Source organism: Bhargavaea ginsengi (assembly GCF_900109165.1).
GTDB classification, from domain to species: Bacteria; Bacillota; Bacilli; order Bacillales_A; family Planococcaceae; genus Bhargavaea; species Bhargavaea ginsengi.
This window is the reverse complement of sequence record NZ_FNZF01000005.1, coordinates 151,011-173,479: the sequence shown is the minus strand read 5'-3', so window position 1 is coordinate 173,479 and position 22,469 is coordinate 151,011. Positions and strand designations below refer to the sequence as shown.

The following is a 22,469-nucleotide window of genomic DNA, read 5'->3' as shown; positions in this document are numbered from 1 at the left end:
TCTGTATCACGGCAAAGGCCAGCCTGCCTACCTATCGGTTGTGAAGGACGTGGCGACCAAGGAAATCCTCGCTTATGAACTGACGACCAGCCTTTCCATGCCAATCGTGTACCGGACGCTGGACAAGCTTGAAGAAGCTCTTGGAGAGAATCTACACCCGGAAATCGTCCTTCATTCAGACCAAGGATTCCACTACACCCATCCCGAGTATCAGAAACGCCTCAAGGATCTCAACATCAAACAATCAATGTCCCGAAAGGGAAATTGTTGGGACAATGCGCCGATGGAATCCTTCTTCGGTCATATGAAAGATGAAATTGACTACAGGCAATGCCAAACCTTCGATGAGCTCAAACAACTGGTGGATGAGTATATTTTCGAGTACAACAACCACCGATATCAATGGAATCTTAAAAAGATGACTCCGGCACAATACCGGAGTCATCTCATCGCCGCATAAGCAGGGTCTTTTATTAAACTGTCCGCTTTATAGGGTTCGGTTCAGTTAACGCCGGAAGCTTTTTTTATTTTCAGAAGTGGTTTCGTCATTCACTCCTATAATCTCGTCATTCGACCGCCCGGTTTCGTCATTCAACAGGATAATCTCGTCATTCGACCGTCTCGCCTGGGCGAATGACGAAATTAAGGCCACGAATGACGAAATTGGAGCCCGGAATGACGAAATCAGGGCCATGAATGACGAAACCGGCCAAATCTCAATTTCCTTCCCCTGTCTAATAACAGCGTCCCCGGGTATAGGATGGAAGAACAGGAGGCGGTAGAATGGAAAACCTGCAAGGCAAAACAGCGATCGTGACAGGCGCGAGCAGTGGCATCGGAAAGGCCATAGCCCGGCGGCTCGCCAAAGAGGGGATGAATGTAGTCCTTGCGGCAAGGAGCACAGAAAAGCTGACGGACGTGGAAGAGGTGATCAACAGCAGCGGGAGCGGCGAGTCCATCGCAGTACCGACCGACATGGCGGACAAGACGAGTGTCGGAGAACTTGTCCGAAAGGCGCAAGAGGCATACGGTTCCGTCGATATCCTTGTCAACAATGCCGGGCAGATGCTCGCCGGAACGGTGCGCTCGGGAAAGACAGAGGAATGGGACAGCATGATCGATGTGAACATCAAGGGTGTGCTATATGGCGCAAACGCAGTTTTGCCGGGAATGATCAGCCGGGGAGCCGGCCACATTCTGAACATCGACTCCGTCTCGGGCCACGAAGTGACCAAGACAAGCACCGTCTATAGTGCGACGAAGTTCGCCGTACGGGCGGTTTCGATGGGTCTTGAGAAGGAACTGGCCCGCACCGGTGTCCGTGTGACCAATATTTCACCGGGGATGGTCGACACTCCGCTGATGGGCTCTAGAAGCGTCGACAGAAAAATTCTTGATCCGGAAAACATTGCGGATGCCATCGTCTACGCCCTCACCCAACCTGCCCATGTCAATGTAAACGAAATCACGATCAGGCCGGTCTGACCAGTATATCCGGTACCCGTATGGTTCTCTTTAAGCTGATGCCAAGCGGGTCCTTTCTTTTCATAGAAAAGAAGGTTCAGAATTATTGAACTGTTGGAAGACTTTACGTAAGATTGATGATAAAAGGAGGCGGCCTGAATGTCAGACCCTACAATTTTTGAAAACCTCAAGGTCGCGTTTGAAAATCACCTATATAACTTGGACAACCTGGAAAAAAGGATTCTGATTACGGGTCGTTCTGATGTTATGAATCTGGCCGATCTGTCCCGCACGCTCATCATCCGTTTTGTGCGCACGGACCGTCCGGATATTCTGGTCGAAGTGGAGCTGTCGGCATCCGCCAGGGATCTGGCAGGCGAGATACTGGAAGTTTCGGGAGAAGAGCCCGGTGTGACACTAAGTGTCCGGTTCTATAAACCGATCACGGACGCCGCTAAACAGTGCGAAAGCATCGGAGCCTTGCTTGCGGATCTGTGGGAGCGTGACATCCGGCTTACGCAGACTCTGAGCTTCGACTATCCCAAGGGGGATGCGGGATGGACGAACCGGGTGGAGGCTGTGTTCAATACCCGCCTGGATGAGGATCACATGGGGGCCATCGGCGGATTTGCCGAATCGGTGATCGAGGCGGCGGGAAGGATCGCCGCTATTTAGTGAGAGGGGAAGGAAGTGGGGATATGGCAGAAGCCATCAGACAACAGACATATACCATTTATCCGGTTATTCAGCCGGCGGACTATCCGACGCTGAAGACCATAAATTTCTTCCTTATCCGAAGGGAAGACGGGCTTGTCCTGATTGATGCGGGTGTGGATACAGATGACTGCATGGACAGGCTTCGGGACACTCTAAAACAGGCGGGCGCAGAAATCGGTGACCTGGATGCCATTCTCCTGACGCACCACCATGAGGACCATTCCGGGCTCGTGCCGAGAATCCTTGAGGAAAAAGATATCCCGGTCTATGCGCATCGTGACGCGGTTCCGAGGCTGAGGCTCGATAAGGAGTTCCTTGAAATGCGCCTTGCTTTTTTCCGGCGGCTCTACCGTGAGATGGGCGGCGGTGAGATGGGGACAGGGCGCTTCGCCCGTCTTGAGCAAACGATACGGGAAGCTCCGAAGTATGCACTTAAGGCTGAAATCGTTGAAATCGGAGAAGGGGATCGTGTTTTCGGTTTTGAGGTGATTGAGACGCCGGGCCACTCTCCTGACAGCATCACATTCCTGGATGCGGAGGGCCGGGCGGCATTTACGGGGGATGTGCTGATTGACGGCTCTTCCGTCAATGCCATCATCGACCCGGCAGCGAACGGAAGCCGGCTCCCGTCGGTCAGCCAGCAGCGCCGTTCTCTCGAAAGACTGGCCCGGCTGGATGCCGATGTCCTTTATACAGGACATCACGGTTCTATCCGCAATCACAGGGAACTTGTACGGGACCGCATTTCCAGAATGGACAAGAAGTGTGAGAAGCTGATCAGTCTCATCGGAAGCGGCATCTCGGTCCCTGCGCAAATCACAGAAGCCTATTACGGCAAGCTGTACAACACACAGTTCCCGCTTGTCATGTCTGAGATTATCGGGCATCTCGACTATCTCGAAGAACAGGGGAAAGTGGAGAAGGCGATGGAAGACGGAGTGTGGCACTATCGTCCTGCTTGACAAATATGGAAAAATCACTCTCATTTAGATTGGATGATTCTCATTCTTGAATTCGAGATTGAACTTCATTATTAAATAGGAGATGAGGTGAATAAGACTGTCCTCATAGGGGAAAATAAAAAATTGATACTCAAATCATTTGCAAGTCGGCTGCGGCTTGATTATACTTGATTTGAAGTTGTTTAGAATAATTCTATTTAGAAAGTGATTCTAAACAAACCAGCCCTTCCTACTTCAAAAACATTCTGAAAACAGGTAGTATAAGGGTATAGACGATCTCAAGGAGGTTTTCATGTTGGCGGAAGACAAAAAGATGAATGGTTCAAACGAGCAGGTCGATCGCGAGGCGCTGACGACTCGCCAAGGACATCCCGTAATCGACAACCAGAACATCAAAACACTCGGCAACCGCGGTCCTGCGATGATGGAGAACTATCACTTCATCGAGAAGATGTCGCACTTTGACCGGGAAGAGGTACCGGAGCGTGTCGTGCACGCACGCGGTACGGGTGCATTCGGTTACTTTGAGACATACGGCAAAGTCGGTGACGAGCCGGCCGAGAAGTACACACGCGCAAAGGTATTCCAGGATGCCGGCAAGAAGACACCGGTACTTGTCCGCTTCTCCACGGTTGCCGGATCGAAGGATGCTCCTGAAACTGACCGTGACCCGCGCGGCTTCGCGGTGAAGTTCTACACAGAAGACGGCAACTGGGACCTCGTCGGTAACAACCTGAAAATCTTCTTTATCCGTGACGCGATGAAATTCCCTGACATGATCCACGCCTTCAAGGCGGACCCTGCGTCGAACGTTCCGGACCCGCGCCGCATGTTCGACTTTGTCTCCCGTTCGCCTGAAGCGACACATATGATCACATTCCTGTTCTCCCCATGGGGCCGTCCTGCAACCTACCGCCACATGCAGGGATCGGGCGTCAACACATACAAGTGGGTCAACGACAAGGGCGAAGCGGTCCTCGTCAAATACCACTGGGAGCCGAAACAGGGCATCCGCAACCTGACGACAAAAGACGCAATGGAGATCCAGGGCAAGAACGTCGCCCACATGACTCAGGATCTCTACGAAGCGATCGAGCGCGGCGAGTATCCGGAGTGGGAACTCTATGTCCAAATCATGGAAGACGGCTATCATCCGGAACTCGATTTCGATCCGCTGGATGATACGAAACTGTGGCCGGAGGATAAGTTCCCTTGGCTGCCGGTCGGCAAGATGGTCCTCAATGAGAACCCGACGGACTTCCATTCACAGATTGAGCAGGCGGCATTCGGTACGGGAGTGCTCGTCGACGGAATGGACTTCTCCGACGACAAGATGCTCCAGGGCCGTACATTCTCCTACTCCGATACACAGCGCTACCGTGTTGGCGCGAACTACCTCCAGCTCCCGGTCAACGCGCCGAAAGCGAAAGTCCGCACGAACCAGCACCGCGGCCAGATGAGCATGCGCACACCGGAAGAAGCAGGCGGCAATCCGCACATCAACTACGAGCCGTCCATGGTCGGCGGCCTGCAGGAAGCGGACAAGTCCGAGCGCACGCCTCATAACCCTGAATACAGCGGCAAAGTCATGAGTGAGCAGATCGACCGTCCGAACAACTACGGACAGGCCGGCGAAACTTACCGCGCATTCGAAGAGTGGGAGCGCGAAGAACTCATCTCCAACCTGTCTGATGTGTTATCGATCTGTGACAAGCGCATCCAAGATGCAATGGTCCATCACTTCACACAGGCTGATGAAGATTACGGTCGCCGCGTGAAGGAAGGCATTGAGGCGAAGATGAAAGAAATTGAAGCAAAAGGCGATGATGACCGCCTTCCTGGCCAGGAAGCCGGCGTCAAGTCGAAATACGGTGAAGGCGGCACAAACGCCCAAAACGAAGCTGTTGACGAAGCGGTTGAAAAAGGCCGTGAAACAGACGGTTACTAATCACTAAAACTCCGGTCATCATAGGCTGTCCAACTTCTGATGACTCTGATAGGAACGATACATGCCAATCCGCATGCATCGTTCTTTTTTACCATTTTGAGTATTCCGTGTTGACTGACTTATCCGATATCTATATTATGGAGTCAACCTTACTAACTGAATAGGAGTTTTCCTTATCTAGAGACGGGGGAGGAATCTGGTCCTACGATCCCGCAGCAACCGTTACGATGTAACAAGGTGCTCATTCCAGCAAGCGTATGCTTGAAAGATGAGGGTGGAATAGATGAATTTTCCTCTTCCCCCTCCGGGAAGAGGTTTTTTGCTTGTCTGGGATGCACTTTGAGGCGTGCGGTATAAGAGCTAAGGCAACCCTGCAATCATTATTCCGACTTTTTATATGGAGATAGTTAGTCAAGGACCTGAAAGGGGAGACGATTCATGGGGAAGAAAAAGCAGATTCATCTGAATGGTTTTGTACAAAATTCACCGTCACCGCACTCGACCGGCCTTTGGAAGCATGAAAAAAATGAAGGGATCAACCATAACGGGCTGGATTTCTGGACAGAAACCGCAAAAGTATTGGAGCGGGGGAAATTCGATGCTGTCTTTATCGCGGATGTGCTTGGAACCTATTCGGTTTACGGCAGCAGCCATGAAGCGGCCGTCCGCCATGCTGTACAGTTGCCTGCGCACGACCCGTTATTGATCATCTCCGCCATGGCACAGGTGACAGAACATATCGGATTTGCACCGACTGTCTCTACGACTTATGCCCAGCCTTATGCATTGGCGCGCCAGCTCTCGACATTGGATCATGTGACAGAAGGCCGGCTCGGATGGAATGTAGTCACTTCCTATCTGGAAAGTGAAGCGGTCAATCTCGGGTTGTCCGGACGACTCCCGAAAAGTCAGCGCTACGACCGTGCGGACGAATTCCTCGAAGTGGTGTATAAGCTTTGGGAACACAGCTGGGAAGACGACGCAGTAGTTTATGACAAAGAAGGGGATACATTTGCAGACCCGTCAAAAGTCCATCCAATCCGGCACCATGGGGAATTCTTTGATGTTCCGGGTATCCATTTGACCGAGCCGTCTCCTCAGCGGACACCGGTTCTGTTCCAGGCAGGGGCCTCACCGCGGGGACGCGATTTTGCGGCCAAGCATGCGGAAGCAGTATTCACAAAGGGCCATTCCCTGCAGGCGCAGCAGGCCTATTCCGCTGATTTGCGTAAACGCGCCGCTGCACACGGCAGAAGTCCCGAAGACATCCGGATCTTCCCGATGATCCTTCCGATTGTAGGCTCCACGGAGGAAGAGGCGCTCTCCAAATACGAGGACCTGAAAAATCATGTGAGCTATGAAGGGACAGCGGCACTTCTTTCCGGACATACGGGAATCGATTTTTCGAAATATGATCCCGATCAGTACATCGAGGACATCGAAACGGATGCCGTGCAGGGAAATCTGGACATGTATACGAAAGACCCGAAAAAGAAATGGACTTTGCGGGAAGCCGTGCTCAACCATGGACTTGGCAACGGGACAGCGAAATTCATTGGGACCCCAGAGCAGATAGCGGACCATATCGAGGAATGGGCAACAGTAGGTGATGTGGACGGCTTCAATATCGCACAAAGTTATTCACTCGAGACATTCCGTGAGTTTGTGGATCATGTCGTTCCGGAGCTGCAGAAGCGGGGAATCTACCGGACTGAATATGAGGGAAAGACATTGCGGGAAAACCTATTCGGCACAGGCTCTGCGCGTCTGCCTGAAAGCCACCCGGCAAAACAACTTTCGTCATTGGTGAAGTAAAACGGAAAAGAAGGGAATGCCATGAACACTGTCACACTATTTACCTGGATCGGGTTTGCCGCTTTTCTGGCAATCATGCTCGTTCTTGGCTATATCGGCACAAAGAAAACAAAGAACATCCGGGACTTCGCAATAGGCGGGGGACGCCTGGGGCCCGTTGTGCTGGGTCTCTCTTTCGCTGCCACTTACCTCAGCGCTGCGACTTTCCTCGGTTATCCGGGCTGGTCACATGAGTGGGGGCTCACGAATCTCTGGCTCATGCTTGCGATGATTGGAGGGGGAGCTATAGGAGTTCTGATGGTCGCGAAGAAAATCCGTAAACTGAATGAAGAGCAGAAGTCTCTCTCATTGCCGGATTGGCTTGGGGACTATTATAATAGCGACCTTTTGCGTGTGGGAACCGGCCTCATTCTGCTTTTTAACATCTTTTATATTGCCGCCCAGTTTGTAGCCGGAGCAAGGATTTTTGAGTATTTATTGGGGATGGACTATCGTACCGGCCTGATCCTCATCACCGTCATCGTGGTGGTGTATGTTTTCGGCGGCGGAGCGTTTGCGGATATCTATACAGATGCCGTTCAAGTGATTCTGATGGCGATTGCAGGAATTGTGATCTTCATATCCGGAATTGTAATCTTCTGGAGGGACGGCATCGCGGCCACATTTTCCGGGATCACCGACAACCTGGCGGCACAGGATCCCAATCTCGTGACTGTTTTTAACCCTGATTCGGCTCACTTCTATTCGATCGGTGCAGTGATCGGCGCAATCTGCATCCAGTGGGCCTTTGCGTCCGCACCTCACTTATTCAATAAAGTTTTGGGCATCAAGAGCGAAAAAGACCTGGGTAAAATGATTCTGACCTATGTCATCGTGGCTTCGCTTAGCGTATTGGTTCTCTTTGGAGGACTCTATAGCAGGGTGGCGCTGGGATCCGGGGACGTCGTTGCGGATCTGGCTTTGATGGAATATGTGGCCTGGGCATTTCCTGCTGCTGTTGTTGCATTATTCGGTGTCGTGATTCTGGCTGCGGCCATGTCAACAACGGACGGGCTGTTCGTCTCGATTTCCACTGTTTTTGCCAATGACATTTTCCTGAAATTCCTGGTCAGAAAAGGCTATGTCAGAGTCGACGAAGAAAAGGCGGAGAAAATCGCGCTTCGGATCAGCAGGCTGACCGTTCCTGTTGTGGGAATCATCGCCCTTCTGATTGTGATGAAACCGCCTGCTTACATGGGAGATATTATGTGGATCGGCATTTCCGGAGTCGCAGCCGGAACATTGGGTCCCATTTTATATGCAGTGTATGGGAGAAAGAAGGCTTCCGCCAGAGCAGCAGAGGCATCAATGATCATCGGACTCCTTGCCTACCTGATCCTCTACTTCAGCGGCATCATCCCAAGCACGATGACGGCCGGTGCAGTGGCGACCGGGATCGGTATATTGACCATGTTTGTATTGGCAAATGTTCTGGAATCGAATAAGGAAGAAGTCCTGATTCCAGAGGCAGAACAGGGGAGCTAAGGGGGCTTGACCATGTTTGTGAATGAGATGCTGACTGTCTGGCTTTACGGATTTGTCGTTATTTATGCCATTGTCGGATTTGCATTGTGGAAGTGGTACTTCAGCAAATAGAGAAGTCGCGGTATTCATAAATGATTGAAGATTTCATGTTGACAGACGATATGGGGTCCGATATGCTTAGGATAATCTTACTAATTGAATAGACTTTGACCTTATCAAGAGCCGGGGGAGGAAACTGGTCCGCAGATCCCGCAGCAACCGTTACGTTGTAACAAGGTGCTCACTCCAGCAAGCGCAAGCTTGAAAGATGAGGAAGGCCGAATACATACTGCCTCTTCCTCATCGGGAAGGGGCTTTTTAAATGACTGGACTTTCTTCGGCTCTAACAAGACAAGCTATTCCGACTCAACCGATCAGTAAGAAAAAGACGAAAAGGGGAGTTTTGAGATGACTACTACTACTAAAACAGACAGCCTGTACAAAAAGGAATACTTCGGAAGAATTTTCGAACTGAAAAAATACGCGCCTGAAGCGTTTGAAACGTTCTTCAAGTTCAACGACCAGGCATTGGCCGAAGGAAAACTGTCCGTAAAATTGAAGGAACTGATCGCCGTGGCCGTTGCCCATATCACAGGCTGCCCTTACTGCATCGATCTGCATATCGGGAATGCCAAGAAAAACGACTCTTCCAAAGAGGAAGTCGCTGAAGCGATCTTTGTCGCGACTGCGCTCAAAGCCGGATCGGCACTTGCTCATGGGGTGAACGGATTGAACGCATACGACGGCAAAGGTGACGGGGAGTTTTACAAAGCGTCTTACTTTAACCGTCTGCCGGAGTTCGCAGAACTGGATGAAGAGGCATTCAAAACGTTCGTGAAGTTCGATGGCGCAGCTCTCAAGGCCGGAAAACTGAGCGTAAAGGAAAAGGAACTGATCGCTGTGGCTTCGGCACACACGACAGGATGCGCTTACTGCATCGATCTCCACACGAAAAACGCCAAGAAAGCCGGCGCCAGCCTGGAAGAGCTATCGGAAGCGATTTTCGTGGCGGTTGCGCTTAAGGCTGGTTCTGCAATCGCGCATAGCGTGAACGCTCTCAATGCATACGACAACTGATTCCTTGGATCTGAAAGACGGTTCCGTACCTTTTAAAGGTATGGAACCGTCTCTTTTTATTTCCGCGTCTAGTAAATAATAGCGGATTTACTTTTTGGAATAGTACGGATTCTGCGTTTTCTATTGCAAAAAATTAGCGTGACTGATTATACTTTAAAACAGTGCATCGCTAAAGAAGCGTTCATTTAACAATTACGAAAGCGATTCCATGAATTTCCGTGGGTTTTGTTTTCGCGATGGGTTGAGTCAGCAAGCAAGGGGTAAAGCATCAATAGATGAAAATGCGTTCAGCCATATTTGAAAACGCTATTACAAACGGTTTTTCGGACCGTGCAGGGCCTGTTGGGGGGATCCGACACTGATCGGGTGCAGGCCGGGTCCGGAAACCGTATAATTTTTTGCGAAAGGTGACAAAGTTATGATTGAGATCAACCAGATTTCTACACTGTTCCTGGCAGTGGCCCTCTACCTGTTGGGAATGGCCCTCGTCAACCGGATCGGCATTCTTGACCGGTTCCTGATTCCGGCACCTGTTGTCGGCGGCCTAATTTTCGCCATCCTCGCCTTTATTCTCCAAACGACGGGCGTCGTTGAAATTGCATTGGATACTTCCCTGCAGTCGCTCTTCATGGTCGCATTCTTTACGACGGTCGGGCTTGGAGCCAGCATGAAGCTTATTAAACTGGGCGGGAAGCTCCTGATCATCTATCTGATTTTCTGTGGAATCCTCATCTTCATGCAGAATGTCATCGGTGTCTCGCTATCCAAAGTGTTCGGCATTGATCCGCTCCTTGGAGTCATGAGCGGGGCGGTATCAATGAGCGGCGGCCACGGTGGCGCAGCTGCTTACGGGCAGACGATCCAAGAACTTGGCATTGATTCGGCTGTCACGATCGGGATGGCAGCAGCCACGCTCGGCCTGATTTCCGGGAGCCTGTCCGGTGGGCCGGTCGCCAGATTCCTCATCAGAAAGCACGATCTGAAACCAACTGAAGGAAAAGTTGAAGCGTTCGTTGAAGAGGCAGAAAAGCCGGTCACTGAACGTTCGTTCATGATTCAGATTGCGCTGATCACCCTATCGATGGCAGGCGGAACGTACATCGGGGAAATTTTCTCGGAGGCAACCGGCTTTGTCCTGCCGGCCTATATCGGCGCGATGTTCGTTGCCGTTATCGTCCGGAACCTGGTGGACCGTACGCTGCCTGGCACGGTCAATATGAAAGAGATCAACCTCATCGGCGAAATTTCCCTGGCGATCTTCCTGTCGATGGCTCTGATGAGCATTAAGATATGGGAAGTTGTCGGACTGGCACTTCCGCTGATCGGTATTGTACTTGTTCAGGTTGCTTTTGTAGCGCTGTTTGCCATCTTCGTAGTGTTCCGTTTCCTCGGCAAAGACTACGATGCAGCCGTCATGATTTCCGGTATGCTCGGCCACGGTCTCGGGGCTACGCCAAACGCAATGGCGAATATGGGCGCGACGGTCAACAAGTTTGGCCCATCCCGTACGGCGTTCCTTGTCGTACCGATCGTCGGCGGTTTCCTGCAGGATGTTCTGTTCGGTGCGCCGATCATCATCACGACGATCAATATGTTCGCGCCGTGATAAGATCTCTATAGATAAAAACGAAAGCCTTCCGTTCGTACAGACGAACCGGAAGGCTTTCGTTTTTCAATTGTTGTCTGCTTTCGTGTACTTTTTTACTGCCGGCATGATCTCGGTTGCGATCAGCTCGATGTTTTTCGCAATCTTGTCAAACGGCACCCCGCCAAAATCAATTTGCGCGATAAAGCGCTGATGGCCGAAAAGTTCGTACTGATAGAGGATTTTCTCAATGATCTGCTGCGGGCTTCCGATCATTAGGGCATCGCGGTGGCCGACGGCCTGCTCGAACTGCTGCTTCGGATAGCCGCCGCCGCGGATCGCCATGAAGCCATAGTGCAGGTGAGGGTAGTACTCGCGGAGTGCATCCTGGGTGGTTTCGGCGGTGTAGAAAAGGCTGGTCGTGCCGATCGGGAGCCGGTTTGGATCATGTCCGCTCCGCTGGGCCGCCTCCCGGTAGGCATCGACTGAAGCGGTGAAATTCATCGCCGGCCCGCCGAGTGTCGCCAGAATCATCGGGACGCCCGCATAGCCGGCCTTGATTGCACTCGCCGGGGGTCCTCCGACTGCGCGCCAGATCGGAAGCTGTCCGTCCTTTGGTTGCGGATAGATTTCTGCGTTCCTGAGGGGCGGGCGGAATTCACCTTCCCAGCTGATGGGATCCTCCGCCGCGTTCAGCTTTAGGAGAAGGTCCAGCTTTTCTTCGAACAGCGCTTCGTAGTCGTTCAGATCATAGCCGAGCAGGTCGAACGCGCCGGTCCTGGAACCGCGGCCCGCAACGATTTCTGCCCGTCCGCCGGAAATCAGATCGATTGTCGCGAAGTCTTCGAACGCACGTACCGGCTCCCAGACGCTCAGTACCGTTGAAGAGCTGGCAATTTTGATTTGCCTGGTCGCTTGTGCAATCGCGCCGAGGATGACGGTGTGCGCCTGTGTGGCAAAGTGCCGCTGGTGGCTTTCGCCGACAGAGAACACGTCCAGGCCGGCTTCGTCAGCCAGTTTGGCGGCGTCAATGATTTCACGGACACGCTGTTCCGCACTGATCTTCTCGCCGTTATGGGGGTTCATCATGTGGTCGCCAAGTGAATAGAGGCCGATCTCCATTCCCTTGGACCGGTCAATTCTAAATTGTTCCATAAGAGTGGCTCCTTTCCTGATTACTGCCAGACTAAATGAAAAGCGCACTGACGCACCAAATGGAGGCTCTTGTCCCCGACAAAGGAAGCCGGATATGTCTACAACAGGTGCATGGCCGCTTCCGCTTCATGCCATGGAACGGAATAACCTTTGCCCTTGGCGCAGAAGATTGAAGACGAGGAATAGTCGGGGTCGGCATCTTTGTCATAGCCGATCCGTTCCGTCACCTCTTCTGGGTTGTGGCATTCTTCGTAGCCGCCGGGGCGCAGGGAAATGGAGCCTTTGCCGCTGGTGAAGGAAGAGAATTCAGCAGGATAGCCCATGAATGTGGAGACGGGTACACGTGCGCTGATGCGTATGGCGTCTCCTTCCGTCTCGGGTTCTCCGAACTGTCCGTGCGCTTTCTGGATGTCGTTCAGCACACGTCCCATCAGTCCGGTCGCCACTTTGATCTTCACGTCGTATACGGGCTCCAGCAAGACATTGTCCGCCTTTTCCAGGCCCTGACGGAGGGCCCGGAGCGACGCTTCCCTGAAGTCCCCGCCGGATGTGTGCTCGTTATGCGCCCTGCCGGTGCTCAGTGCGATCTGCAAATCGGTCAGCGGGGATCCGGTGAGCAGGCCGCGATGCGGCTTTTCGGTCAGCACCTGGCCGACGAGGTTCTGGAAGCCGGGGGCGAGTTCGTTCGGGTGGCAGTTGCTCTTGAATGTTATGCCCGCACCCCGTTCGGACGGAGCGATATCCAGATGCACTTCCGCATAATGGCGGAGCGGTTCGAAGTGTCCGTAGCCGGTGACGGCTGTGCGAACCGTTTCCTTATAGAGGATCGACGGATCTCCGAATGTGACGAGCTGGCCGAACCGGTCAGACATGATTTCCTTCAGCACATCCAGCTGAATCAGGCCCATGACATGTACGCGGATCTCACTGGCATGTTCGTCCCAGGTGACGGAGAGAGAAGGGTCTTCTGTATCCAGTTGCATGAAATGGGCGAGCATATCCTTCGGATGAATGGAGTCACCAAAACGGACGGCAGCAGACAGGGAAGGGGTGAGTGAAAAGGCTGTCTGTCCTGTTTCCGCCCCGAGCGGCTCACCGGCCACGATGCCCGAAAGCCCCATGACCGCCACAAGTTCGCCAGGGCCGGCCGTGTCCTGGACAGTGTACTTGTGACCGCTGTATTTCCGGATCTGTGTGACTTTTTGGGGTTCACCCGCAATCCGGATTTCATCCCGGACCGATAGCCGTCCGCCGGTCAGTTTCAGGAAAGTGACGCGTTGTCCGCCTTCGTCATGGCGGATCTTGTAGACGCGGGCTGCAAAAGGGCCATCCGCATCAGGCAGTGTCCCGCCTGAAAGCCGGTCCAGCCATTCGAAAAATTCGGTGACGCCGATGTCTTTCAGTGCCGAGCCGCTGCCTGCTGGGTAAATCCGCCCTGAATCCGTCATGCGGCGCATGTCTCGGATCCACACTTCCTCATCAAAGCCTTCCTCGAGATAATGCTCCAGAAGTGTTTCATCCCGTTCCGCCATCCACTCGATGACATCAGGGGTCAGCCCGTCATCAAGGAGCACCACATTTTCCGACAGGGACTTCCGGATCTCGGTCAGGGCTGTTTCCCGGTCGGCGCCTTCCCGGTCTGTCTTGTTGATGAAGATGTATGTCGGGACGCGGTGCTTCCGGAGCAGGTCCCAGACCGTTTCGGTGTGGCCCTCCACGCCGTCGGCCGCGCTGACCACAAGAATCGCCGCATCCATCACCCGGATCGCCCGTTCCATCTCTGGTGAGAAGTCGACGTGTCCGGGGGTGTCGATCAGCGTGTATTCGGTCCCGTTGTGCCGGAACACGGCCTGGTCGGCAAACACAGTAATGCCCCGGTTTTTCTCGATGGCATGGCTGTCGAGAAAAGCATCCTTGTGGTCGACCCGCCCGCGGCTCCGGATCGCTTCCGTATGATAAAGCAATTGTTCGGAGAATGTTGTTTTTCCGGCATCCACATGAGCGAGGATCCCGATTGTCTTGAACATATCCATTCCTTCTTCCTGGCCGGATTCTGCTCAATAGTATAGCAGAATCGCCTCAGGCCTGTGGTCCGCCTTCCATGCGGATGCGGAATGCATCTCCGCCTTTGATGTGCCGGAGCACAGGCCTGTCGTCTTCGGTGATCCGGCCGATGACATTCACTTTTTCATCCTCAGGCAAGTCCCGCTTGGTAATCTGCAGTTCTCCCTGATAGCGGCCGTACAGGGAATTGTCGATGGTCACTGAGCCGAAGGGGCGCTCCGACGTATTGGCGGGGTCGACCGGCCGGTCTCCGGCATTGCCGTACAGCCGGGACTCCGCGGAGCGGATCACGTCACGCGCCGCATCCTGCCGGTTCGTATGGTCGGATCCGGGCAGCGCGGCCTGTGCATCGGGAAAAGCCGGCACGGCACTGAGGAGGAAGGTGCCACCGGCATGACAGCTGAACTGTTCAAGCGAGCGTTCACTCATTGATGGATCCCCGATATAGATATGGTCCACACATCCGCTGTCTAGAAGGTCGAGATAGGAGGAGAAGGAAGTGCGGTCCCTATGGTCTTCAAGTGTCGGAAGCCCCTTGTATAGAGGACCGCGGCGGTCGCCGTCTCCGGGAACGAAAGCCATGACTTTCAGGCCTTCGCTCTGCAGCCAGCGGTTCCGCTCGGTGAAATCATTCACTCCCAGACCGGTTTCGGGCCTCGGATAAAAATTATGCCACGCTTCAGCCGCAGAAAGCCGGAGGCCGCATTTCTTCAGTCTTTGGATGGTTTCCCCGGTGAGCGTACTGGCGTTTAGGGCGACCGTCATCCGGTGGGACAGGGCTGCTGTTTCTTCCTCGCTGATTCCATAATCCACACGGAGTCCGGTGACTCCCCAGTCAAGCAGGCGGTCGGCCGTCTTGAAGGTGAGTCCGAGATGCCCGAGTGAGGCCGGGGAGATGTCCGCAGTCAGCTCCATCTCGTTAGTTGCGGCGAGCGTGCCGAGCGCCCGCAGCCGGTCGGCGTATTGTCCCGGGTCATCCTCGGGGATATGAAGAGAGGTGAAGATGCCGCGGAAACCGGCGGCCCTCATCTTTCGGATATAGGCTTCCAATCTTTCGTCAGACGCCTGATTCAGGTATACAGAAATTCCAAGCATGGTCAGCTTCCTTTCTTAGATGGATACTAATGCAGAAAAGCAGGGGAGAAGCCCGCGGTACAACCAGCGGTTTTCTCCTCTGCTCAATTTCAGAAGCCTTCGTCCATTTCCTTCTTGAAGCCGAAGAAATACGTAAAGATGAATCCGGCTGTATAGGTGATGACGAGTCCGATGAAATACATCAGGTATTTGTTTTCCACAATCAGTGGAATGAGAGACAGGCCAGATACCCCGATACCGCTAGCTGCTGTATGCATGATTGCCTGGTAGGCACCGCCGACGGCAGCCCCCATGCAGGCGGTGATGAATGGCCGGCCGAGGGGGAGCGTCACCCCGTACAACAGCGGTTCCCCGATGCCGAGGAGGCCCGCCGGGAGGCCGCCCTTGATGACGTTCTTCAGGCGCTGGTTCCGGGATTTCACGAAGATGGCGATCGATGCGCCGACCTGTCCGGCCCCGGCCATTGCCAGGATCGGGAGGAGGGACGTCGCGCCCACGGAGTTGATCAGTTCCATATGGATTGGTGTCAGCCCATGGTGAAGCCCTACCATGACGAGCGGCAGGAAAAATCCTGCCAGGAGACCGCCGGCAACCGGGCCGCCGACTTCCAGTACGGCATGGATGCCGGTTGTGATGCCGTCAGACAAGACGCCCGCGGCCGGCATGACTGCAACGATCGTCAGGATTCCGACCGTCAGGACAGTGAGCAGTGGAGTGACAATGATGTCGACCGCATTCGGAATGAATCTTCTATAAAAGCGTTCAAACACGACCATCAGCCAGGCTGCAAACATGGCACCGAACAGCCCGCCGCGTCCCGGAAGCAAGTTTTCGCCGAACAGAACGATATCTGCCAAGCCCGGATGAATCGTGATGATTCCGGCAATGGCCCCAAGGACCGGAGTTCCCCCGAACTCTTTCGCGGTGTTCCAGCCGACGACGATTGCCAGGTAGCCGAAGATGCTTCCCCCGAGGAGAGTAAGGATCTGAATCCATGTCTCCGTTTCATCCACTCCGGCGTTCTTGGCAAATCCGGCGATTCCGTTGATGATCCCGGAAGCGACAAGACCCGGAATGAGCGGGATGAAGATGCTTCCGATCTTCCTCAGCAGATTTTTGACCGGTGTGTTGTTTTTCTTCTTGAGCTCGGACTTTTTCAGGCTCACGGCGTCATCTTCGTTGGCATCCACTGTTTCACCCATCCGCTTGCCGGTCATTTTTGTGATCTGGTCGGACACCTTGTTCACCGTGCCCGGGCCGACGACGATCTGAAGTGTTTCGTCCTCGATGACTCCCATGACCCCGTCCGTATTTTTCAGTGCCTGAATATCGGCTTTGCTTTCGTCTTTCAGGTCCAGACGGACACGGGTCATACAGTGGGTGAAGGAACGGATGTTGTCCCCGCCTCCGATATGGTCCAGAATCCCCCTTGCGAGCTTTTCTTCTTTTTTCATCATTTCCCCTCCAGATTATCTCTGAGTTTCCCTGATAAACCCCTTTGCTTCTTTCAAGTGCGCCTCTGCTTCTTCGAGAGAGCAGCCGAGGAGCAGCATGACGATGGCCGGCTTGACCTGTTCACCGGCTTTTTCGTAGGCCTCCTCTGCCGTTTCAAAGTCAACGCCGGCTGCTTCCATGATGATGTGCTTTGCGCGTTTGACCAGCTTCTCATTGGTAGGCTGCACATCGACCATGAGGTTGCCGTACACTTTTCCGATCCCCGTCATCGCAATGGTGGAAATCATGTTCAGCACCAGTTTCTGGGCGGTGCCGGCTTTTAGACGTGTCGAACCGGTGATGACTTCCGGCCCGGTCACGACTTCGATGGCCACATCGGCGACGCGCCCGATTTCAGAACCCTCGTTGTTGCTGAGGGAGACAGTTTTGGCACCCATTTCCTTTGCCCGGTTCAATACCCCGATGACATACGGCGTCCTTCCGCTGGCGGCGATTCCGACGACGACATCATCCGGTCCGGCAGAGAGATCGGCGATGTCTTTCGCACCTTGGTCCGCGTCATCTTCAGCACCTTCGATCGCGTTCGTGATCGCCTGTTCACCACCGGCAATCATTCCCCGGACCATGCCCGGATCGACGCCGAAAGTCGGCGGGCATTCGGACGCATCGAGAATGCCGAGCCGCCCGCTCGTACCGGCGCCGGCGTATATCAGCCGTCCGCCTTTCTGGAAGGCCTGAATCACAAGGCTGACAGCGTTTTCAATCGGATCGATCTGTTTCCGGATGGCTTCGGGAATCCCGGCATCCTCTTCAACCATGAGCAGCAGGCGTTCCCTGATCGGAAGCGTATCGATGTTCATGCTCTTCGGATTTCTTTTTTCGGTCGTGAGTTTTTCCAGCATGTCTTCACCTACTGTTATGAAATTATGTTTCATGAATTCATTCTATTAAAAAGAAATTAAATGTCAATATGAAGAATATTTTTTCATCATCTGTCGAAAAAAATTCCCGGCAGAAAGGGCCGATTGGCCTTTTCCTTGCCGGGATTATCTTCGGAGACGGATGACTTCGTTCCGTGCCTCATGGTATTGATCGATGACGGATTCACCTGTTGCGTGGAAAACACTAAGGTAGAGGGCGTCGATGATGGTCAGCTGGGTCATCCTGGACGGGATGCTGCCGATCCGGTGATCCTGTTCGACCACCGGTGTGCAGAGCCGGATATCCGCTTCCCTGTATAGCGGTGACTTGTCGAGGTTGGTGATCGCGATGATGGTCGCCCCTTTGGACTTAGCAAATCGCGCAAGCTCCAGCACATCTTTTGTTTTTCCGGAGTTGCTGATTGCGAAAAATACGGATCGCGCGTCCAGATACGGGATCGAGGACAGCATGAAGTGGAAGTCATGGTGGCTTTGGCATGCATAACCGAGTTTCGTGAACTTATAGTAAGCATCTGTTGCGGCTGTGGCCGAACCGCCCACACCGTAGAACAGGAGCCGGCCTGCGTCTTTAAGGATGCCGACTGCCTTTTCGAACTCTTTGCGGTCGAGGGAGGAGGGGATCGCTTCGATGGCCGACTTATTGACTTGGGTGACCTTTTGGAACAGGTCGTACGGCTCGTCCTGCTGATGGAGGATATCAAAATCCGTCAGGTTCATGCCGGTAAGCGTCAGGTCTTTCACCAATTCCAGCTTGAACGATTTAAAACTGCCGATGCCGATCGACTTGCAAAAGCGGACGACACTGGATTCGCTGACGCCACTGTTTTTGGAGAGGTCCCGGGTCGTCATGTTCGGAATCAGTTCCGGGTGCTGCAGGATGTATTCACCGATGGCGCGTTCGGCACCCGAGAGGCTCGGGAGACTTTGTTCGATGCGGTTAAGTAATGAACTCATGGACGGTACCTTCCTTGATTTGAGGTGGTCCGCCAGCCGCACGGGCGGGATGGCGTGAACTGCGTCCAGTATAACAGACAGCATGGACCACGCCTCTGTTAAAATAAATTGTGAAGCGGAGAAACTCAAAGGTTTACGTGCGAATCCAAGAGGTTTACGTGCGAATCCAAGAGGTTTGCGTGCGAAAAGAGGAGGTCTCCCCATGTTTGCGTACGAATCCAAGAAGTTTGCGTACGAATGCTGAAAAGGACTGATCCTCCTGACAAACCCCTTAAGATCAAGTAAAAAGGAGCAGACAAACAATGAATATCCCGATACTTTTTGAAGACAACCATCTCCTGTTTGTCGAGAAGCCGGTGAATATGCCCGTCCAGGAGGACCGGACAGGTGACAAGGACTTGCTGACGGCATTAAAGGAGATGATCAAAGACCGCGACAACAAGCCGGGAAATGTCTACCTCGGACTGGTTCACCGGCTGGACCGTCCGGTCGGAGGCGCGATCGTATTCGCGAAAACATCGAAGGCGGCATCCCGCCTGTCCGATGCGCTCCGCCGCCGTGACATGGACCGTGAATATGTGGCAGTCGTGCGCGGCATCCCCCCTGAGGAGAAGGGGCGACTGGAGCATCATCTCCTTAAAGACAAAAAAGAAAACAAGGTCAGCGTCGTGAAACCGGGCGTGAAGGATGCGAAAAAGGCGGTCCTGAACTATGAAGTCCTCGGCAGGAAAGGGGACCTGACGCTTGTCTCCGTCCGCCTGGAGACCGGACGGCCTCATCAGATCCGGGTTCAGCTATCGACGATCGGCTGCCCGCTATACGGTGATCAGAAATACGGCGCTTCCGTGAACCGCCCCGGCCAGCAGATCGCGCTTTGGGCACGGGCGCTCGCTTTCACGCATCCGGTAAAGAAGGAACCGATGTTCTTCACGAGCCATCCCCCGGATGTTGAGCCGTGGAGCCATTGGGAACTTTCCTGACTGTCACCCGTTTCGGAAATCTTAACTCTCAAAACATCAACCGCCAAAGTGGCGGAAACCGGTGATGTCCGGCTATGATAGGAGCAATCGGGTCCAAAGGGGAAAACTATCATGAAGAAAAACATCATGCTCACGACGGTGCTCATCAACTTGTTCATCGCCTTTATGGGCATTGGCTTGGTCATTCCGGTGCTTCCGGCGCTGATCAACGAATTGGGCCTGAGCGGGTCGGCTGCCGCGAACCTTGTCGCTGCATTTGCACTTACCCAGCTGATCGCATCACCGATAGCAGGTAAATGGACCGACAAATACGGCCGCAAGCGGATGATCGTGATCGGGCTCATTCTGTTCAGCTTGTCTGAATTGCTTTTCGGGCTTGCCCAATCCATCTCTCTGCTGTTTGCCTCACGGCTCCTCGGCGGCATCAGTGCGGCATTCATCATGCCGGCCGTCACTGCTTTCATCGCCGACATCACGACGATCGAAGAACGGCCGAAGGCTCTCGGTTACATGTCCGCTGCCATTTCGACCGGGTTTATCGTCGGACCAGGATTCGGCGGATTTCTGGCTGAAATCGGCACGCGTGTCCCGTTTTTCGCCGCATTCGGGTTAGCTTTTATCGCTGCGATATTTTCCATGGTGGCGCTGCGTGAACCGCAGCGGCAAAAGACAGACGTGGAGGAGATGGTGCCAGGCACCACCGGTTTCCGGAAAATCTTTTCACCGGTGTTTTTTATTGCGTTCGTGATCATCTTTATCCTGTCATTCGGGCTGGCGGCGTTCGAGTCGCTGTTCGCACTGTTTACGGATCATAAATATGGCTTTACGCCGAAGGACATCGCAATCATGGTCACAGGCGGAGGCGTCGTCGGAGCGGTGGCGCAGATTTTCCTGTTTGACCGGCTGAACAAATGGCTCGGCGAAATCAGGCTGATCCGGTGGTGTCTGATCGTCTCCGCAGTACTTGTTTACTGTGTGACTCTCGTGAACTCGTACTTCATGATTTTGCTCGTGACGATGACGGTGTTTGTCGGTTTCGACCTGGTGCGTCCGGCGGTTACGACTTATCTGTCGAAGGTGGCGGGCAATGAGCAGGGCTTTGCAGGCGGGATGAACTCGATGTTCACGAGCCTGGGAAATGTGTTCGGGCCGGTCATTGGCGGGATCCTGTTCGATATCCACCTGGATTATCCGTTTTACTTCGCCACTGCCACCCTGGCGGCGGGTGTGATCTTATCTTATTTCTGGAAGAAACCTAAACTGAATGTTGCAGGCCCGTCTTGAGCGGGTCTGTTTTTGTTTTAATCAGCAAAGATTGACAATATCAGAACTTAAAGATAATATTTAAGAAAGCGCTTTCATCTTTAGTCAGCTTGGCGAATAAAGTAGAACAAGGGGGGATCAATCATGAAGCTGGCCCGAAACATCATCATTGCCCTTATTGCCGGTGTCATCGTCGGTCTTGCGCTGAATCTGTTCGCTCCAAGTGTATTTGGTCCGGTAGATACGTACTTGTTCAGTCCGCTCGGTACCATCTTCCTGAATCTGATGAAGATGCTCGTCGTTCCGGTCGTGTTCGTAGCGATCGCGCTCGGTACCGCGGGTATCGGAGATCCGAAGAAACTGGGTCGGATCGGAGGAAAGACACTCGGGTTCTTTCTGATTACGACTGCCGTGGCGATTGTCATCGCATTGTCTCTGGCACTTGTTCTGAAGCCAGGAGCCGCGGGTGAATTCGACACGGCGGGCATCAGTTATGAGGCCCAGGAAGCACCACCTGTCATGGATACGCTTCTCGGCATCATCCCGACCAACCCGATAGCGGCGATGGCGGAGGGGAATATGCTCCAGCTTATCTTCTTCTCTGCGCTGGTCGGTTTCGGCATCGCCATGCTCGGCAAAAAGGTGGAGCGGGTCAGGGAAGTCCTTGAACAGGCCAATGACCTGATCATGTACCTCATCACCTTTATCATGAAGTTTGCTCCATACGGGGCATTCGGTCTGATTGCGTCTGCAGTCGGAAGCCAGGGCTTTGATGCGATCAGCGCGATGGGTATGTACATGGGGGTCGTTCTCGGGGCACTCCTGATTCATACCCTGGTCGTCTATGGCGGCGCGGTTTCCCTGCTCGGCAAGCGGAATCCGATCTGGTTCTTCAAGAACTTTATCCCTGCGCAGGTCGTGGCATTCAGTACGGCAAGTTCCGCCGCCACGCTGCCGGTTTCCATGAAGACGGCGCAGGAGCGGTTGAAGGTGCCTGAGTCGATCAGTTCCTTTACACAGTCTCTCGGCGCCACGATCAACATGGACGGTACGGCAATCATGCAGGGGGCGGCGGTCGTCTTCATCGCCCAGGCTTACGGCATCGACCTGTCGATGGGTGCGCTTCTGACAGTTGTTCTGACCGCGGTATTGGCGAGCATCGGCACTGCCGCGGTGCCGGGGGCCGGTCTCATCATGCTGGCCATGGTACTGACGTCTGTCGGCCTGCCGGTTGAGGGGATCGCGCTCGTCCTCGGTGTCGACCGCCTCCTCGATATGGTGCGGACTGCCGTTAATATCACCGGAGATGCAGCCTGCGCGGTTGTCGTCTCCCAATCGGAAGGCGTACTTGGCGAGCCGGATGCGGATGGCGTGCCGGCAGAAACAGAAGCTGTATGATTATAGAAAAAACCGCAGTTGCCTGATTCATAG

General features: G+C 53.7%; 18 protein-coding genes and 2 riboswitches. Of the genes, 12 read left to right on the top strand and 6 right to left on the bottom strand.

Translation table 11 applies throughout. The features are described 5' to 3' along the window. From BMX91_RS12970 to gltS, 9 genes are all read left to right on the top strand, one after another. A partial coding sequence (locus tag BMX91_RS12970; protein WP_177168391.1) for an IS3 family transposase occupies nt 1-460 on the top strand: 460 nt, incomplete at its 5' end. A 323-nt stretch (nt 461-783) separates the two neighbouring features. Then, the gene (locus BMX91_RS12965; protein ID WP_092055102.1) at nt 784-1,485 is read left to right on the top strand and encodes an SDR family oxidoreductase; all 702 of its coding nucleotides are present in this window, start codon (nt 784-786) and stop codon (nt 1,483-1,485) included. Nucleotides 1,486-1,623: 138 nt separating this feature from the next. After that, the gene (locus BMX91_RS12960; protein ID WP_092055100.1) at nt 1,624-2,139 is read left to right on the top strand and encodes a hypothetical protein; all 516 of its coding nucleotides are present in this window, start codon (nt 1,624-1,626) and stop codon (nt 2,137-2,139) included. A 23-nt stretch (nt 2,140-2,162) separates the two neighbouring features. Next, on the top strand, nt 2,163-3,143 hold the full coding sequence (locus tag BMX91_RS12955) for an MBL fold metallo-hydrolase (protein ID WP_092055097.1): 981 nt from the start codon (nt 2,163-2,165) through the stop codon (nt 3,141-3,143). A gap of 295 nt (nt 3,144-3,438) precedes the next feature. Further along, the gene (locus tag BMX91_RS12950) at nt 3,439-5,091 is read left to right on the top strand and encodes a catalase (protein ID WP_092055095.1); all 1,653 of its coding nucleotides are present in this window, start codon (nt 3,439-3,441) and stop codon (nt 5,089-5,091) included. A 170-nt stretch (nt 5,092-5,261) separates the two neighbouring features. Continuing rightward, nucleotides 5,262-5,366: riboswitch (SAM riboswitch) on the top strand. A gap of 163 nt (nt 5,367-5,529) precedes the next feature. After that, nucleotides 5,530-6,906: an LLM class flavin-dependent oxidoreductase gene (locus BMX91_RS12945; RefSeq protein WP_092055093.1), complete on the top strand. Its 1,377-nt coding sequence runs from the start codon at nt 5,530-5,532 to the stop codon at nt 6,904-6,906. 21 nt (nt 6,907-6,927) lie between these two features. Then, nucleotides 6,928-8,430 carry a sodium:solute symporter family protein gene (locus BMX91_RS12940; RefSeq protein WP_092055091.1) on the top strand — a complete coding sequence of 501 codons (1,503 nt, stop codon included), beginning with the start codon at nt 6,928-6,930 and terminating at the stop codon, nt 8,428-8,430. 209 nt (nt 8,431-8,639) lie between these two features. Further along, nucleotides 8,640-8,744, top strand: a riboswitch (SAM riboswitch). 133 nt (nt 8,745-8,877) lie between these two features. Beyond that, complete coding sequence (locus BMX91_RS12935) at nt 8,878-9,546, top strand: carboxymuconolactone decarboxylase family protein (RefSeq protein WP_092055089.1); 669 nt, start codon at nt 8,878-8,880, stop codon at nt 9,544-9,546. Between the two features lie 418 nt (nt 9,547-9,964). Next, nucleotides 9,965-11,152, top strand: coding sequence for a sodium/glutamate symporter (gltS, locus tag BMX91_RS12930; protein WP_092055087.1), 1,188 nt, complete (start codon nt 9,965-9,967; stop codon nt 11,150-11,152). Between the two features lie 66 nt (nt 11,153-11,218). Here gltS and BMX91_RS12925 read toward each other — a convergent pair whose 3' ends face one another. From BMX91_RS12925 to BMX91_RS12900, 6 genes are all read right to left on the bottom strand, one after another. Then, nucleotides 11,219-12,286, bottom strand: a complete 1,068-nt coding sequence (locus tag BMX91_RS12925; protein ID WP_092055085.1) for an LLM class flavin-dependent oxidoreductase — start codon at nt 12,284-12,286, stop codon at nt 11,219-11,221. A 98-nt stretch (nt 12,287-12,384) separates the two neighbouring features. Beyond that, a complete protein-coding gene (locus tag BMX91_RS12920) occupies nt 12,385-14,313 on the bottom strand; it encodes a GTP-binding protein (RefSeq protein ID WP_092055083.1) in 1,929 nt (642 codons plus the stop codon). 52 nt (nt 14,314-14,365) lie between these two features. Continuing rightward, nucleotides 14,366-15,445, bottom strand: a complete 1,080-nt coding sequence (locus BMX91_RS12915) for a DUF871 domain-containing protein (RefSeq protein WP_092055081.1) — start codon at nt 15,443-15,445, stop codon at nt 14,366-14,368. 89 nt (nt 15,446-15,534) lie between these two features. Further along, nucleotides 15,535-16,899, bottom strand: coding sequence for a PTS transporter subunit EIIC (locus tag BMX91_RS12910; protein ID WP_092055079.1), 1,365 nt, complete (start codon nt 16,897-16,899; stop codon nt 15,535-15,537). A gap of 15 nt (nt 16,900-16,914) precedes the next feature. Next, the gene (gene murQ / locus BMX91_RS12905) at nt 16,915-17,802 is read right to left on the bottom strand and encodes an N-acetylmuramic acid 6-phosphate etherase (protein WP_092055077.1); all 888 of its coding nucleotides are present in this window, start codon (nt 17,800-17,802) and stop codon (nt 16,915-16,917) included. Between the two features lie 144 nt (nt 17,803-17,946). Next, nucleotides 17,947-18,795, bottom strand: coding sequence for a MurR/RpiR family transcriptional regulator (locus tag BMX91_RS12900; protein WP_092055075.1), 849 nt, complete (start codon nt 18,793-18,795; stop codon nt 17,947-17,949). A 302-nt stretch (nt 18,796-19,097) separates the two neighbouring features. Here BMX91_RS12900 and BMX91_RS12895 point away from each other — a divergent pair, with 302 nt between their 5' ends. The 3 genes from BMX91_RS12895 (at nt 19,098) to BMX91_RS12885 (ending at nt 22,436) form a co-directional block, all read left to right on the top strand. Further along, nucleotides 19,098-19,775 carry an RluA family pseudouridine synthase gene (locus tag BMX91_RS12895; protein WP_092055073.1) on the top strand — a complete coding sequence of 226 codons (678 nt, stop codon included), beginning with the start codon at nt 19,098-19,100 and terminating at the stop codon, nt 19,773-19,775. 108 nt (nt 19,776-19,883) lie between these two features. Continuing rightward, on the top strand, nt 19,884-21,059 hold the full coding sequence (gene norA, locus BMX91_RS12890) for a multidrug efflux MFS transporter NorA (protein WP_143059387.1): 1,176 nt from the start codon (nt 19,884-19,886) through the stop codon (nt 21,057-21,059). 123 nt (nt 21,060-21,182) lie between these two features. Next, the gene (locus BMX91_RS12885) at nt 21,183-22,436 is read left to right on the top strand and encodes a dicarboxylate/amino acid:cation symporter (RefSeq protein WP_092055069.1); all 1,254 of its coding nucleotides are present in this window, start codon (nt 21,183-21,185) and stop codon (nt 22,434-22,436) included. Nucleotides 22,437-22,469 lie beyond the last annotated feature (33 nt).